Below are 14,964 nucleotides of genomic sequence, written 5' to 3' on the forward strand. Positions count from 1 at the left end.
CGGGCAGCAGGAGCAGCACATGACGAAGCGCGTCGCCGTCACCGGTTCATCCGGTCTGATCGGCGGCGCGCTTCGCCGTCACCTCACCGAGCGAGGCGACGAGGTGGTCCGCCTCGTGCGGCACGCCCCCGGCGCGCCCGACGAGGTGCAGTGGGACCCCGCCCAGGGGCGTCTCGACGATTCGGCCCTCGCCGGGGTCGACGCCGTCGTCAACCTCGCGGGGGTCGGCATCGGCGACCGTCGCTGGACCGACGCGCACAAGCACGAGGTCGAGCGCTCCCGCACCGACGCCACCGGCACCGTGGCCCGGGCGCTCGTGGCCCACCGGGAGCGCACCGGTGCCTCGATCCGACTCGTCAACGCCTCGGCCGTCGGCTACTACGGTGACCGCGGCGACGACGTGCTCACCGAGGCGAGCGCCCCCGGTGACGACTTCCTCGCCGGCGTGGTGACCCGCTGGGAGGGCGCCGCCCAGCCCGCCGTCGACGCCGGCATCCCGACCGCCTTCACCCGCACCGGCCTCGTCATGGCTCCTGACGGCGGCGCCTTCTCGCAGGTCGTGCTGCTCGGCAAGCTCGGCCTCGGCGGACCCATGGGCTCGGGCCGTGAGTGGTGGCCGTGGATCACCCTCGTCGACGAGGTACGGGCCCTGACCCACCTCATCGACCACCCGGAGCTCGTCGGTCCGTTCAACCTCACCGCGCCGCACCCCGCGCGCCAGAAGGAGATCGCGGCCGCCATCGGCCGGGAGCTGCGGCGTCCCGCCTTCGTCCCGGCCCCCCGCTTCGCGCTGCGCGCCGTCGTCGGAGAGTTCGCCGACTACATCATCGCCAGCCAGCGCGTCGAGCCCTCGGCGCTGCTGGCTGCGGGGTTCACCTTCGAGCACCCCGACCTCTCGGGCGCCGTCAGGTGGCTGGTGGGGCACTGACCGACCGGAGCCGCCAGCCCTGCCCTCCGCGCACCACCGTGAAGTCGAGGCGCTCCCCCGCGTCCGCCGGCCTCGTCCTCGCGCTCCCGTCGCTCTCGACCACGACGTATGCCGTCCAGTCGACTCGCGCGCGCAGCACCGCCCGCGTCGACGAGCCCCCGACGTAGGTCGCCTCGGCCACCTGCAGGCGCAGCTGTCGCCACCGCAGGCCCGAGCGGACGAGCTCGGAGACCAGCGCCCGATCGGCCGCCTCACTCGGCGAGCCGGGTGCGTCGACGGCGGCGAGCCCGGTGGGGTCCCGGCTGACGAGAACGACCGCACGCCGGTCGCTCAGCGCCTGGAGGAGGTCCTCCGGCCGGCGGGCCGGGGCCGACGCCGAGCCGAGCAGCGCCTCGGGCGATGCCGACGGTGACCGTGACGGAGACCCTGACGGTGACCGTGACGGAGACGGAACCGGTGACGCGCGTGGCACCGGAGACCCCGGCGTGGGCTGGGCGGCGGACCTGCCGTCCGACGATGCCGCAGGCGCGACCCCGGGCGTCCCGGCGACGGACCGAGCCGCGCCCGGCCACGGTGCCACCGCAGGGCGCGCCAGGCTCCACGCGACGGCCGCCCACCCGAGACCAGCGAGGACCAGCACGGCGACGAGGGGCGCGAGCCACCGCCGGCGACGCCGGGCAGCACGTCGCGGCGGCGGGGGCTCGGCCCGCGCCTGGGCCCGCAGCCGGTGGGTCAGCGCGGCAGCACCGTCATCTCCCAGCACGACCTCGACCGGCTCGGCGGGCACGTTCTCCCAGCACCACCGCGCGAGCTCGGCCGCCGAGGGACGCAGGTCCGGATCGGGGTCGAGGCACGCGGCGACGAGCGGACCGAGCTCCGGGCCGACGTGGCTCGCGACGGTCTGCGGGTCGAGGCGCTGCAGCGTGTCGGGAGCCCCGTTGCCGGTGACGCAGAACCACGCGAGCGCCCCGAGGGCGTAGACGTCGGAGGCCTCGCTCGGGTCGCTGCCGAGACGCACCTCGGGAGCCACGAACCCGGGCGTGCCGACCGCCTCACCCTCGGCCTGCCCCGCGAGCCGGGCCGACCCGAGGTCGAGCAGGACCGGGCGGCCGTCCGGGGTGACGACGACGTTGCCCGGCGAGAGGTCGGCGTGCAGGCCACCGGCGGCGTGCACCGCCGCGACGGCCTCGCAGACCGGTGTGACGACCGTGACGACCTCACCCGGGCGCAGGTGCCCCCGCGCGCGCACCAGGCCGTGCAGCTGGACGCCCCGGACGAGGTCGAAGACGAGCGCGACGCGGCCGTCGGCGAGGGGCACGACCGAGCGGAGCGGCACGAGGTGGTCGTGGCGCACCGCCAACAGCACCTGCTGCTCCGCCGCCGACCACGTCGAGGCCGAGCCACCCGCCCCGCCCGTGCCGGGGGCCGGCGAGCGACGGGGCACCTTGACGGCGACGGCCCGCCCGGTCGCGTCGCGGCCCGCCCACACGACCGCCGACGAGCCGATGCCCACGACGCTCTCGACGACGTGGCCCGGCACGTCCGGCGGCTCCGGCTCGTGCTCGCGCTCCCCGTCACCCGGTCCCGGGGTGCCCGCAATGCAGGCGCCCGCCATCCCGGCGTCGGTCGGGCTCCCCTCGTGGCTCACCTCTCCATGGAAGCAGCGCGCGCAGGGCGCACGAGCGCGTCGTCCACAGGCCCGCGGACCCCACCGGACGGCATACGGCCTCGGTGGCCGGGACGCTGCAGCTGTCGGCGGCGAAGGCTCAGGGGGTCTCGCCGGGGGTCACGACGTCGACGACCCGACGATCACGCGCGCTGATCCGCGCGGCGTCGAGCACGGCGAGGACGTGCACGGCGTCGCGGGGGTCGACCGGCATGGCCGACTGCGGGTCCGCGGACCCGAGCGCAGCCGCGACGGCGCGGTAGAAGTCGGCCTGGTCCGCGTCGGTGACGACGGGCCCGCGCTCGCGCTCGTCGCCGCGGACGATCCAGCCCACCGCGTCACCGTCGTTCTCGAACTCGGTGAAGGCGCTGACGTCGTCGACCTGCCGGCCGATGACGAACGAGCCCGACGAGCCGCTGACCCGGGCCCGCGGCCCCGGTGAACCGTTGACCGAGCTCGCCATGACGTGGCTGACGACACCCGAGGTGTGGTGGCACGCGAGGAAGGTGTCGTCCTCGGCGGTCGTCGTGCGCGCGTCGAGCTCGGCGTAGACCGACTCGACCTCACCGTGCAGCAGCACGGCCTGGTCGACGAGGTGGGTCTGCAGGTCGAGGAGCAGGCCACCACCCTGCTCCGGCGAGACCTGCTCGCGCCACCGCTGCTTGGGCACGGGACGCCAACGGTCCCAACGGTATTCGGCGCGCCAGATCTCACCGACGAGGTCGTCGTCGCGGACGATGCGCAGCGCCGCGAGCTCGGGGTCGAAGCGGCGGTTGTTGAAGACGGTGAGCGGCACGCCGTGGTGGCGGGCGAGGTCGACGACGCCGAGGGCGGCGCTCGCGTCGACGGCCAGCGGCTTGTCGACGACGAGCGGGATGCCGGCCTCCACGACGCGCTCGGCCTGCTCCGCGTGCACGCCGCTGGGTGAGGCCAGCACGACGAGGTCGAGCCCGTCGACCGCGAGCAGCGTCTCGAGGTCCGGCACGACCTCGGCAGCCGGCAGGTCGGCGCGCACCTCGTCGGCCCGCTGCGCGTTCGACGTCGAGACGACCGCCACCTGCAGGCCCGCGCGCACGATGAGGGGGGCGTGGATCCCGCGGCCGGCCGAGCCGTAGCCGACGAGGCCGACACGGAGGCTGGCGGGGGTGTCGGGCGACGCGGTGGGAGGCATTCCGGCATCGTATGCCGCCCGGCGTAGGGTGACGCCATGCGCTTCGTGCACCTCGGCCTCGACCCCGACCTCGTGGACTACGAGCACGCCTGGCAGGTGCAGCGCGACACCCACGCGAAGGTCGTCTCGGGCGAGGAGCCCGACACCGTCTACCTCCTCGAGCACCGCGCGGTCTACACCGCGGGCAAGCGCACCGAGCCCCAGGAGCGCCCGACCGACGGCACTCCCGTCATCGACGTCGACCGCGGCGGCAAGATCACCTGGCACGGTCCCGGCCAGATCACCGGCTACCCCATCGTCCGGCTGCCCGCCCCGATCGACGTCGTCGGCTACGTGCGGCACATCGAGGAGATGATGATCCGGGTCTGCGCCGACTTCGGCGTCGAGGCCGGCCGGGTCGAGGGCGAGAGCGGCACGTGGATCGCCGCCGACGACCGCGGGCCGCGGCGCAAGATTGGTGCCATCGGCATCCGGGTGAGCCGGCAGGTCGCGATGCACGGCTTCGCCTTCAACTGCAACCCCGACCTGTCGTGGGGCGAGGTCATCATCCCGTGCGGCATCGTCGGCGCCGGTGTCACCTCGCTCTCCTTCGAGCTCGGCCGTGACGTGCCCGTCACGGAGGTGCTGCCGCACGTCGAGAAGCACCTCGCCGACATCCTCCCGACCCTCCGACCGAACCAGCGCGTCGCCACCTGACCCGGCCCCTCCTGCCCCTAGGGTGTGCTCACAGCCGAGCCTCAGGGGAGAAGCGATGGACGCAGCGGTCCGCACGGTCAACTTGCGCAAGACCTATCTGAGCCGCACCACCAGACGCGTCGCGGTCCAGGGCCTGACGATGACGGTGCCCCTCGGCGGGGTCCACGGATTCCTCGGCCCGAACGGGAGCGGCAAGACGACGACGATCCGCATGCTGCTCGGCCTCGCGCAGCCCGACTCCGGCACCGCCGAGGTGTTCGGCGAGTCGGTGCCCGACCGGCTCCCCCACGTCATCGACCGCGTCGGCGCCATCGTCGAGTCGCCGAAGTTCTTCCCCGCCTTCACGGCCCGGCAGAACCTCGTGCTGCTGGCCGGCGCCATCGGCAGCCCGCGCGAGCGCGTCGACGAGGTGCTCGCGGCCACCCACCTCGGTGACCGGGGCCGGGACCGGTATGCCGGCTTCTCCCTCGGGATGAAGCAGCGTCTCGCCATCGCGGCGACGCTGCTCAAGGACCCCGACCTGCTGATCTTCGACGAGCCGACCAACGGGCTCGACCCCGCCGGCATCCGGGAGGTTCGCGACACCATGCGCTCGCTCGGCGCGCAGGGCAAGACGGTGCTCGTGAGCTCGCACATCCTCGCCGAGGTCGAGCAGGTCGCCGACACGGTCTCGATCATCGGCCACGGCGCGCTGCTCGCCGAGGGCCACGTCAGCGACATCCTCGGCGGCGCCGGCGTCAGCCAGGTGCGCGTCGGCGTCGCGTCGCCCGACCGCGCCGCGACCGTGCTGGAGGCCGAGGGGTTCGGCGTCACGCGCGACGGAGGGCTGCTGGTCGTCGGCACCGACGACCCCGCCGCGATCACCCGGTCGCTGGCGGGGCACGGGCTCTACGTCAGCGAGCTCGTGCCCGTGCGCCCCGACCTCGAGTCGGCCTTCCTCGCCCTCACCGCCGACGAGGGGCTCGGCAGTGATGCCGACCGGCTCGCCGGCGGCCGGTCGACGGGAGGCGCAGCATGAGCAGCACCCTCGTCTCGCCCGACTCGCGGCCGCGTACCGAGCGTCGACCCCGCGGCACGTCGTTCGTCGGCCTCGTCGGCGTCGAGCTGCGCCGCCTGTGGTGGCGCCGGCTCACGAAGGCCGTGCTCGTGGCGATCGTCGTCGTCATCGGCGTCGCCGGCTTCTCGATCTACAAGGACACCTCCCCTGAGAGCCTCGCCGAGCGCCTCGACGCGTACAGCCAGACGGTCAAGCAGATCGAGGCCGACCAGGCGAACGTGACGCCCGAGCAGCGGGCCGAGCAGATCGCCGCGTGCAAGGCGGACCAGGCGAAGTCGCAGCAGGACGGCGGGCTGTCCGACTTCGACTGCGAGAGCATCTTCGCTCCGCCGTCCCCGGCGGACTTCGGCCTCATCAACACGACGCGTGACGCGGTCGTGCGCAGCATCGTCGTGGAGGGCTTCTACGTCTTCGGCTTCCTCGCCTTCATCCTCGGGGCGAGCTTCGTCGCCGCGGAGTTCGCGAGCGGCTCCATGGGCAACTGGCTGACGTTCCAGCCGCGGCGGCTGCGCGTGGCGTCGGCCAAGCTCGTCGCCGCGACCATCGGCGGGCTCGCCGTCGCCGCCCTCGTGACGGCCCTGTCGACGGCTCTGGCGGCGATGATCACGACGGTCAACCGGCCCGGTGCCGACCTCCCGCTCGCCGACGCGCCCAGCGACGGATCGCTCGTGCAGGAGCTGCTGAGGATCAGCGCGGCCATCGCGCTGGGCGGTCTCGGCGGCGCCGCGATCGGCCTGCTGCTGCGGTCGACGGCCGGCGTCGTCGGTGCCGTGCTCGGCTGGGCCGTCGTCATGGAGGGTCTCGTCGCGCAGGGGCTGGCGAACGGCCGCCTGCAGCCGTGGCTCGTACGCGCCAACCTCGACGCGTTCGTCCAGAACGGGACGACGTACTTCGCCACGACGTGTGGCCCGGACGGCTGCTCCTCGACCCGGCTGCCGCTCTCCTACACGCACGGCTGGGTCTACCTGCTCGTCATCGCCGTGGTCGGCGTCGGCGCCGCCCTGGTGGCCTTCCGCCGCCGCGACGTCAGCTGACCCACCCCGGCCGGCTCGCGAGCCGACCCCGGGCACGGCCGTGTCGAGGGTTGGCGGTGCCGGGGCGTAACCTGTGCGGAGTCGTAGATCCCGACCAAGGAGCCCGTGTGTCTGTCGTTCCCGACGGCCGTCGTCTGCTGCGCGTCGAGGCGCGCAACTCCGAGACCCCCATCGAGCGCAAGCCGTCCTGGATCAGGACGACGGCGAAGATGGGCCCGGAGTACACCGCGCTGCACTCGATGGTGAAGTCCGAGGGCCTGCACACGGTGTGCCAGGAGGCCGGCTGCCCCAACATCTTCGAGTGCTGGGAGGACAAGGAGGCGACCTTCCTCATCGGCGGTGACGTCTGCACCCGCCGCTGCGACTTCTGCGACATCGCGACGGGTCGCCCCACGACGCTCGACCTCGACGAGCCCCGCCGCGTGGCCGAGTCGGTCGCCCGCATGGGCCTGCGCTACTCGACCGTGACCGGTGTGGCCCGCGACGACCAGCCCGACGGCGCGGCCGGACTCTACGCCGAGACGATCCGCCAGATCCACCTGCTCAACCCCAACACCGGCGTCGAGATCCTCCCGCCCGACTTCGGCGCCAAGCCCGAGCTCGTGAGCCAGGTCTTCGACGCGCGCCCCGAGGTCTTCGCGCACAACCTCGAGACCGTGCCGCGCATCTTCAAGCGGATCCGGCCCGCGTTCACCTACGAGAAGTCGCTCAAGGTGCTGACCATGGCCCGTGAGGCCGAGCTCGTCACGAAGAGCAACCTCATCCTCGGCATGGGCGAGACCGACGCCGAGATCGAGGAGGCCATCCGCGACCTGCACGAGGCCGGCTGCGACATCCTCACCATCACGCAGTACCTCCGCCCCTCCAAGCTGCACCACCCGATCGACCGGTGGGTCAAGCCGGAGGAGTTCGTGCACTGGTCCGAGGTCGCCGAGGAGATCGGCTTCAAGGGCGTCATGGCCGGCCCGCTCGTGCGCTCGTCGTACCGCGCGGGGCGCCTGTGGGCGACCGCGATGCGCAAGTGGGGCCGTGAGATCCCGGCCCACCTGTCGCACCTCGCCGAGGCCGCCGAGTCCCCGGCCCGCCAGGAGGCGGCGTCGTTGGTGGCCCGCGCTCAGAGCGCCGTATCCTGAGCCCCATGGCACGCAACAAGAAGGAGGGCGACGCGACGAGCGCGCCCCAGGAGAAGAAGCAGGGACGACTGTCCCAGATCCGCGACGTCTACCGCGTCTCGAAGCAGGCGGACCCGGCCATCGGCTGGTTCATGCTGCTCGCGTTCCTCGTGGTGTTCGGGGTCCTGCTCGTCGTCGGCTTCCTCGTGAAGCTGCCCTGGATCTTCGGCATCTTCGGCGTGCTCTTCGGCATCCTCGCCGCGACGATCATCATGAGCCGCCGCGCCGAGCGCGCCGCCTACAGCCAGATCGAGGGCCAGGCCGGCGCCGCTGGCGCCGCGCTGACCTCGATCCGCCGCGGGTGGTACACCGACCGTGAGCCCGTCGCCGCGGACGTCGCCCGTCCGGGTGACATCAACTCGGCCGCCATGGTCTACCGCGCCCTCGGTCGCCCCGGCGTCGTCCTCGTCGGCGAGGGCCCGACCGCGCGCGTGCAGAAGCTGCTCGCCGCCGAGAAGAAGCGCGTCGAGCGCGTGGCCCCCGGAGTTCCGGTGATCACCCTGCGCGTGGGCTCCGGCGACGGCGAGGTGTCGCTGCCGAAGCTCGCCAGCAAGGTGCAGCGCCTCAAGCCGCAGATCACCAAGGACGAGATGGCGATGGTCAACAAGCGCCTCAAGGCGCTCGGTGGCCTGCGCGCCCCGCTGCCGCCGGGCGTCGACCCGATGCGCGCGCGGATGGACCGGAAGGCCCTGCGCGGCAAGTGATCCCGCCCGCAAGGGCACCCAGCTCAGGTATGCTGGAAGGCCAGGTTCGTGACGAACCTGGCCTTCCGGCATACCTGCTCGGGGCGTTCGATCAGCGGGTGCGCACGATGACGGTGTTGGGCACCTTGTCGTGCAGGCCGCGGCCGTCGCGGTCCCAGACGACCGCGGGCAGGAAGAGGGCGAGGAGCAGCGTGCGCGCGAAGGCCTGGAGCGGCAGCACGCGCCCGCTGCCGAGCGAGCGCACCTGCAGGCCCATGATGCGGTGGCCGATCGTGAAGCCGACCGTGCCGACGAGCAGCAGGTGCATGACGGCGAAGACGCCGAGCACGACGAAGTTCTGGCTGCCCGTGGCCGGCGGCTGCGAGAACGGGAGCGGCACCGCGAACAGGCCCCGGGCGATCAGCGCCGCGATCCCCCAGTCGATGAGCACGCCGACGAGCCGGATGCCGAAGCCCGCCACCGACCCGGGACCGCTCGGGGGCAGGCCGAGGTCACGGCCGCGCCACTGCCCGTCAGTGTTCGTGCGGGCGCGCGGGCCCTCGAGCCACGAGCTGAAGTCTCTGCGGTCCACCACGGGTCCAGCGTAACGAGATCCGCGGCGCGTTCCCTGCCCGGCCCTTGCCTGCGCCAGACCCGGCCGTAACACCCGCGAAACATGCGGGTCATGGCCGAGAAATCGGGGGTCGGTAGGGTCGACACCGACAGCACGAGGCCGTCCCACGATCCGCCGCGCTCCCCGGAGCCGGGCCGGAGCCGGTCTCGCCCCACATCAGGAGGTTGGATGTTCAGCTCAGCTGACGAGGTCCTCGCGTTCATCAAGGACGAAGACGTCAAGTTCGTCGACATTCGGTTCTGCGATCTGCCCGGTGTCATGCAGCACTTCAACGTGCCGGCTGAGTCGGTCGACGAGGACTTCTTCACCGTTGGTCAGATGTTCGACGGGTCCTCGATCCGCGGCTTCCAGGCCATCCACGAGTCCGACATGAAGCTCGTGCCGGACGTCCAGACGGCGTTCCTCGACCCGTACCGCGCCGAGAAGACGCTCGTGATGAACTTCTCGATCCTCGACCCCTTCACGGACGAGCGCTACAGCCGCGACCCGCGCAACATCGCGAGCAAGGCCGAGGAGTACCTCAAGTCGACCGGCATCGCCGACACCGCGTACTTCGGTGCCGAGGCCGAGTTCTACATCTTCGACGACGTGCGGTTCGAGACGAAGTCGAACGCGTCGTACTACTACCTCGACTCCATCGAGGCCGCGTGGAACACCGGCCGCGAGGAGGAGGGCGGCAACAAGGGCTACAAGACCCGCTACAAGGGCGGCTACTTCCCCGTCTCCCCCGTCGACCACTTCGCGGACTTCCGCGACAAGATCTGCCTCGAGCTCAAGCAGGTCGGTCTCAACGTCGAGCGCAGCCACCACGAGGTCGGCACCGCGGGCCAGATGGAGATCAACTACCGCTTCAACACGCTGCTCCACTCGGGCGACGACCTGATGAAGTTCAAGTACGTCGTCAAGAACTCGGCGTGGAAGCAGGGCCACACGGCCACCTTCATGCCGAAGCCGCTCTTCGGCGACAACGGCTCGGGCATGCACACGCACCAGTCGCTCTGGAAGGGTGGCGAGCCGCTCTTCTACGACGAGCGCGGCTACGGCGGCCTGTCGGACCTCGCCCGCTGGTACATCGGTGGCCTGCTCAAGCACGCCCCGTCGCTGCTCGCGTTCACGAACCCGACGGTCAACTCCTACCACCGCCTGGTGCCGGGCTACGAGGCTCCGGTCAACCTCGTCTACTCCGCCCGCAACCGCTCGGCCTGCGTGCGCATCCCGATCACCGGCACCTCGCCCAAGGCGAAGCGCATCGAGTTCCGCGTGCCCGACCCGTCGGCCAACCCGTACCTGTGCTTCGCGGCGCAGCTGATGGCCGGCCTCGACGGCATCAAGAACCGCATCGAGCCGCCGGAGCCGGTCGACAAGGACCTCTACGAGCTGCCACCCGAGGAGCACGCGGCGATCGAGCAGGTCCCGGGCTCGCTGCCCGCCGTCCTCGACGCGCTCGAGGCCGACCACGACTACCTCCTCGAAGGCGACGTGTTCACGCAGGACCTCATCGAGGCCTGGATCGAGTACAAGCGCAAGAACGAGGTCGACCCGATCCGCTTCCGCCCGCACCCGCACGAGTTCGAGATGTACTTCGACATCTGACGGAGCGAAGCGGAGTCAGATGTCGAACAAAGGCTCAGTGACATCTGACAGGACCTGACGAGCGAACAGCAGCAGCCCGGCCGGGAGGTCATCCCGCCGGGCTGCTGCCGTCCGGGATGGGCCGACGGATGATCCTGCGGATGATCCTGCGCCAGGTGGGGTGATCACCCCATTTGCTGCAGGATCATCGGCAGCTCCATGCGCAGCTTCATCCCAGTCGCCCGCGCGCGGCGTCAGATGGCGGCGCGAGCCTCGCGCGGGTCCGCGGCCGCTCGCCGGGCGGCGTCGGCCGCGCGGTCCTCGGCGTGCGTCTGCGAGTCCCGCTCGGCGCGCACCCGGTCGCCGTATGCCGCGAGCTCCCCCGCGCGCGTCGCCTCGTCCCAGCCGAGCACGTCGGCCATCACGGCGGCCACCGGCTCGGCGGCGGTGAGTCCGCGGTCGGCCACCTCGATGGAGATGCGCGTGCGGCGGGTCAGCACGTCGTCGAGGTGGAGCGCGCCCTCGTGCGTCACGGCATACCGGATCTCGGCGAGCAGGTAGTCGTCGGCGCCGTCGACCGGCCGCAACAGCCCGGCGTCCGACCGGGTGGGCTCGAGCACCTCGTGCACGAGGCTGCCGTAGCGGTCGAGCAGGCGCCGCACGCGCCACGTCGGCAGCCCCCAGTCGCGCGCCAGCGCATCGAGGCTGTTGACGAGCGCCGCGTACCCCTCCGCCCCGAGGATCGGCGTGCGGTCGGTGACCGACGGCGGCACCTGCCGGTCGAGGTCGAGCACGGCGGCGTCGACGGCGTCGCGCGCCATGACGCGGTACGTCGTGTACTTCCCACCCGCGACGCTGACCAGGCCCGGCGACGGCCGGGCGACGGCGTGCTCGCGCGAGAGCTGGCTCGTCTGCTCCGACTCCCCCTCGAGCAGCGGCCGCAGGCCGGCGTAGACGCCGAGGATGTCGTCCCGCGTCAACGGCGTGAGGAGGACCGAGTTCACCTGTGCCAGGACGTAGTCGATGTCCGAACTGCTCGCCGCGGGGTGCGCCTTGTCGAGGGCCCAGTCGGTGTCGGTCGTGCCGACGAGCCACTGGTTGCCCCACGGGATGACGAAGAGCACCGACGTCTCGGTGCGCAGGATGAGTCCGGTCTCGGAGTTGATCCGGTCGCGCGGTACGACGAGGTGCACGCCCTTCGAGGCGCGCACGCGGAACCGGCCACGCGTGCCGGCCAGTTCCTGCACGTCGTCGGTCCAGACGCCGGTGCAGTTGACGACGACCGAGGCGCGGACGGATGCCGTTAGGCCCGTCTCGACGTCGAGCAGCTGCGCCCCGACGACCCGTCCACCGTCACGCTCCAGCGCCACGACCTTGGTCGACGTGCGCACCGTGGCGCCGTAGTGAGCCGCCGTGCGCGCCACGGTGAGGGTGTGCCGGGCGTCGTCGGCCTGGGCGTCGTAGTACTGCAGGGCGCCGACGAGCGCGTCCGGGCGCAGCGCCGGGCACAGCGCACGGGCGCCGGTGCGGCTGAGGTGGCGGTGCCGCGGCACGCTCGAGCGCCCCGCGAGGGCGTCGTAGAGCAGCAGCCCGGCTCCGACGTACGGCCGCTCCCACCCGCGGTGCCGCAGTGGGTAGAGGAAGGGCACGGGGTGCACGAGGTGCGGCGCGAGGCGCGTCAGCATGAGCTCGCGCTCGTGAAGGGCCTCGCGCACCAGCCCGACGTTCAGCTGCTCGAGGTAGCGCAGCCCGCCGTGGAAGAGCTTGCTCGAGCGCGACGACGTGCCGCTCGCGAGGTCGCGCATCTCGACGAGCGCGGTGCGCAGCCCGCGCGTGGCCGCGTCGAGCGCCACGCCGGCGCCGGTGACGCCGCCGCCGATGACGAGCACGTCGAACGGATCCTGCTGCAGCGCAGCCCAGCTCGCTTCCCGGTGCGCCGCGTCGATGGTCTCCTGCGTGCTCACACTCTCTCCTTCGCCAGGTCGTCGACCGTTGGTCCGGCCGTGTCGTCGTCCGCGGCCGGATGCTGCTCGGTGGCCACCCAGCCGAGGGAGCGGTCGACCGCGCGGTGCCACTCACGCCACCGGGTGGTGGGCAGGTCGCTGTCGGTTCGTGGCTCCCAGCGTCGCCCCGTGCGCCACAGCTCCCGCAGCTCGTCGCGGTCGCGCCACAGCCCGACCGCGAGACCGGCGGCGAAGGCGGCGCCGACCGCCGTCGTCTCCACGACCTCCGGCGCGACCACCGGGACCTGCAGCGTGTCGGCCTGCAGCTGCATGAGCAGCGAGTTGGCGACCATGCCGCCGTCGACCCTCAGCTCGCGCAGGCCCAGAGCCGAGCCCGCTCCGGCAGCGGCCCCGGGCCCGGGGCCGCTGCCGGCGCCGCTGACGGCGCCCGTGTCGGACGCCATCGCGTCGGCCACCTCTCGCGTCTGGAAGCACGTCGCCTCGAGGGCTGCGCGTACGAGGTGCGCCCGGCCCGTGTAGGCCGTGAGCCCGGTGATGGTGCCTCTCGCGTCGGGCCGCCACCGCGGCGCGTAGAGCCCCGAGAACGCCGGCACGAAGTAGGCGCCGCCGCTGTCGTCGACCGAGCCGGCGAGGCTCTCCACCTCGCTGACGTCGCGCACGAGCTCGAGCCGGTCCCGCAGCCAGTGGATGAGTGAGCCGGCGACGGCCACCGAGCCCTCGAGGGCGTAGGTCGGGGGCTCGGCACCGAGCTGGTAGGCCACCGTCGTGAGCAGGCCGTGCCGGCTGCGGACGGGACGGTCGCCGGTGTTCGTCAGCAGGAACCCGCCCGTGCCGTACGTGCACTTCGACGAGCCGGGCTCGAAGCAGGCCTGCCCGACCAGGGCAGCGTGCTGGTCACCCAGCGCGGCGGCGACCGGCACCCCGGCCAGGGGTCCGGTCCGGTGCCCGTGCCCGTAGACCTCGGCCGAGCTGCGGATCTCGGGCAGCACCCGGAGCGGGACGCCCGTCTCGTCGGCGAGCTCCGCGCTCCAGGAGAGCGAGCGTAGGTCCATGAGCAGGGTGCGGGAGGCATTGGTCACGTCGGTCACGTGCACGCCGCCGTCCACCCCTCCCGTGAGGTTCCAGACCAGCCACGAGTCCACGGTGCCCGCGAGCAGCTCGCCGGCCTCGGCCCGCTCACGCGCGCCGTCGACGTGGTCGAGGATCCACGCGATCTTGGGTCCGGCGAAGTACGTCGAGGGCGGCAGGCCGGTCACCGCGCGCCACCGCTCCACGGCCTCGGGCGTCGGGGCGAGACGCCGGCACCGCGCCTCGGTGCGGGTGTCCTGCCAGACGACGGCCGGATGCACCGGACGACCGGTCGCATGCTCCCAGACGACCGCGGTCTCGCGCTGGTTGGCGACACCACAGGCCACGAGGTCACTCGCCTCCACACCCGCGGTGGCGAGGGCTCGACCGACGACGGCCGCGGTGTTGGCCCAGATCTCGAGGGGGTCGTGCTCGACCCACCCCGGCTGCGGGTAGTGCTGGGCGTGCTCGAGCTGGGCACTGCCCCGCACGACGGCGTGCTCGTCGAGCACGAGGCAGCGGGTGCTCGTCGTGCCCTGGTCGATGGCGGCTACGAACCGGTCCCGACCCGGCCGGGGCGCGCTCGGCGGGGTCACCACGAGAGCACCCCCTTGACCACCGTGAAGCACGCGCCGGTCAGGGCGAGCCCGATGGCGAGCCGCCGCGCGGCAGCGTGGTCGACGTGGCGGGAGAGCACCTCACCGCCGAGCAGCCCGACGGCGAGCGCGCCGAGCGAGACGAGCAGCGCCGTCGTGCCGATGTGCGGCAGCCCGCCCTTGGCGACGAGCGAGGCGACGTTCGTGAAGATCGAGTAGAACTGGAACGTCGCGACGAACTTGCGGTGCTCCCAGTCGGTGCTGACGGCATACAGCACGATGGCGGGCCCGCCGACGCCGGCGGTGACGTTCATGAAGCCGCTCGCGCCGCCGGCGACGACCGCACCGCGGGTGCCCTTCAGCACACGCGCTCGCGTGCTGAGCACGACCGCGCCGAGCGCGACGATGACGAGCGAGCCGATGACGACCATGAGCGGCGCGGGCGCCACCGTGCGGGCGACCCACGCCCCCAACGGGATCGCGACGAGCGCAGGCACGGCCAGGAGAAGGCCGCGACGCCATTCCGTGTCGCGCCAGTGCGCGACGAAGACGACGAGGCTGACGATGAGGCCGAGCAGGTTCGCGAGGACGACCCCGTCGAACGGGCCGGCGACGAGCACGAGCAGGGGCGCGCAGACGAGCGCGAAACCGATGCCCGTCACCCGCTGCGTCAACGCGCCCGCCACGACGCCGAGCGGCAGCAGCACGAGCTCCGTCGTCACG

General features: G+C 72.6%; 13 protein-coding genes. 7 read left to right on the forward strand and 6 right to left on the reverse strand.

The annotated features are described in order from the left end of the window. Window positions 1-19: 19 nt before the first annotated feature. On the forward strand, window positions 20-928 hold the full coding sequence (locus ABD979_RS12805; RefSeq protein ID WP_345507867.1) for a TIGR01777 family oxidoreductase: 909 nt from the start codon (window positions 20-22) through the stop codon (window positions 926-928). Here ABD979_RS12805 and ABD979_RS12810 read toward each other — a convergent pair. Both ABD979_RS12810 and ABD979_RS12815 read right to left on the reverse strand, forming a co-directional pair. Further along, window positions 906-2,576, reverse strand: a complete 1,671-nt coding sequence (locus ABD979_RS12810; RefSeq protein WP_345507868.1) for a serine/threonine-protein kinase — start codon at window positions 2,574-2,576, stop codon at window positions 906-908. The two genes, ABD979_RS12805 and ABD979_RS12810, sit on opposite strands and share 23 nt — an antisense overlap. A 118-nt stretch (window positions 2,577-2,694) precedes the next feature. Further along, window positions 2,695-3,765: a Gfo/Idh/MocA family protein gene (locus tag ABD979_RS12815; RefSeq protein WP_345507869.1), complete on the reverse strand. Its 1,071-nt coding sequence runs from the start codon at window positions 3,763-3,765 to the stop codon at window positions 2,695-2,697. A gap of 36 nt (window positions 3,766-3,801) precedes the next feature. Between ABD979_RS12815 and lipB the strand changes: the two genes are divergently transcribed. From lipB to ABD979_RS12840, 5 genes are all read left to right on the forward strand, one after another. Then, on the forward strand, window positions 3,802-4,461 hold the full coding sequence (gene lipB / locus ABD979_RS12820) for a lipoyl(octanoyl) transferase LipB (RefSeq protein ID WP_345507870.1): 660 nt from the start codon (window positions 3,802-3,804) through the stop codon (window positions 4,459-4,461). A gap of 55 nt (window positions 4,462-4,516) precedes the next feature. Further along, a complete protein-coding gene (locus tag ABD979_RS12825) occupies window positions 4,517-5,479 on the forward strand; it encodes an ABC transporter ATP-binding protein (RefSeq protein ID WP_345507871.1) in 963 nt (320 codons plus the stop codon). Further along, window positions 5,476-6,552, forward strand: a complete 1,077-nt coding sequence (locus ABD979_RS12830) for an ABC transporter permease subunit (RefSeq protein ID WP_345507872.1) — start codon at window positions 5,476-5,478, stop codon at window positions 6,550-6,552. Before ABD979_RS12825 ends, ABD979_RS12830 begins: the two co-directional genes overlap by 4 nt. Before the next feature lie 107 nt (window positions 6,553-6,659). Next, entirely contained in the window at window positions 6,660-7,685 is a 1,026-nt protein-coding gene (gene lipA / locus ABD979_RS12835) for a lipoyl synthase (protein WP_345507873.1), read from the forward strand. A gap of 5 nt (window positions 7,686-7,690) precedes the next feature. Beyond that, window positions 7,691-8,428, forward strand: coding sequence for a DUF4191 domain-containing protein (locus tag ABD979_RS12840; RefSeq protein WP_345507875.1), 738 nt, complete (start codon window positions 7,691-7,693; stop codon window positions 8,426-8,428). A 91-nt stretch (window positions 8,429-8,519) separates the two neighbouring features. On the opposite strand, the gene ABD979_RS12845 is transcribed toward ABD979_RS12840, so the two are convergent. Then, window positions 8,520-9,002 carry an RDD family protein gene (locus ABD979_RS12845; protein ID WP_345507876.1) on the reverse strand — a complete coding sequence of 161 codons (483 nt, stop codon included), beginning with the start codon at window positions 9,000-9,002 and terminating at the stop codon, window positions 8,520-8,522. A 207-nt stretch (window positions 9,003-9,209) separates the two neighbouring features. Here ABD979_RS12845 and glnA point away from each other — a divergent pair, with 207 nt between their 5' ends. After that, on the forward strand, window positions 9,210-10,634 hold the full coding sequence (gene glnA, locus ABD979_RS12850; RefSeq protein WP_345507877.1) for a type I glutamate--ammonia ligase: 1,425 nt from the start codon (window positions 9,210-9,212) through the stop codon (window positions 10,632-10,634). A 233-nt stretch (window positions 10,635-10,867) separates the two neighbouring features. Here glnA and ABD979_RS12855 read toward each other — a convergent pair whose 3' ends face one another. From ABD979_RS12855 to ABD979_RS12865, 3 genes are read right to left on the reverse strand one after another with little or no spacing between them, the layout of a single operon-like run. Further along, window positions 10,868-12,577 carry a glycerol-3-phosphate dehydrogenase/oxidase gene (locus tag ABD979_RS12855; protein WP_345507878.1) on the reverse strand — a complete coding sequence of 570 codons (1,710 nt, stop codon included), beginning with the start codon at window positions 12,575-12,577 and terminating at the stop codon, window positions 10,868-10,870. Continuing rightward, window positions 12,574-14,244, reverse strand: a complete 1,671-nt coding sequence (glpK, locus tag ABD979_RS12860; protein ID WP_345507879.1) for a glycerol kinase GlpK — start codon at window positions 14,242-14,244, stop codon at window positions 12,574-12,576. Before glpK ends, ABD979_RS12855 begins: the two co-directional genes overlap by 4 nt. Then, window positions 14,238-14,963 (reverse strand): TSUP family transporter, encoded by a 726-nt coding sequence (locus tag ABD979_RS12865; RefSeq protein WP_345507880.1) that lies wholly within the window; start codon window positions 14,961-14,963, stop codon window positions 14,238-14,240. The genes glpK and ABD979_RS12865 overlap by 7 nt, the downstream gene beginning before the upstream one ends. Window position 14,964 lies beyond the last annotated feature (1 nt).

It is taken from the genome of Terrabacter aeriphilus, assembly GCF_039542985.1.
Lineage (GTDB): Bacteria > Actinomycetota > Actinomycetes > Actinomycetales > Dermatophilaceae > Terrabacter > Terrabacter aeriphilus.

Excerpts from the sequence above, each read along its gene's own strand:
- ABD979_RS12805 (WP_345507867.1), top strand. The coding sequence starts at position 20 with ATGACGAAGCGCGTCGCCGTCACCGGTTCATCCGGTCTGATCGGCGGC.
- ABD979_RS12815 (WP_345507869.1), bottom strand. The coding sequence starts at position 3,765 with ATGCCTCCCACCGCGTCGCCCGACACCCCCGCCAGCCTCCGTGTCGGC.
- lipB (WP_345507870.1), top strand. The coding sequence starts at position 3,802 with ATGCGCTTCGTGCACCTCGGCCTCGACCCCGACCTCGTGGACTACGAG.
- ABD979_RS12825 (WP_345507871.1), top strand. The coding sequence starts at position 4,517 with ATGGACGCAGCGGTCCGCACGGTCAACTTGCGCAAGACCTATCTGAGC.
- ABD979_RS12830 (WP_345507872.1), top strand. The coding sequence starts at position 5,476 with ATGAGCAGCACCCTCGTCTCGCCCGACTCGCGGCCGCGTACCGAGCGT.
- ABD979_RS12840 (WP_345507875.1), top strand. The coding sequence starts at position 7,691 with ATGGCACGCAACAAGAAGGAGGGCGACGCGACGAGCGCGCCCCAGGAG.
- glnA (WP_345507877.1), top strand. The coding sequence starts at position 9,210 with ATGTTCAGCTCAGCTGACGAGGTCCTCGCGTTCATCAAGGACGAAGAC.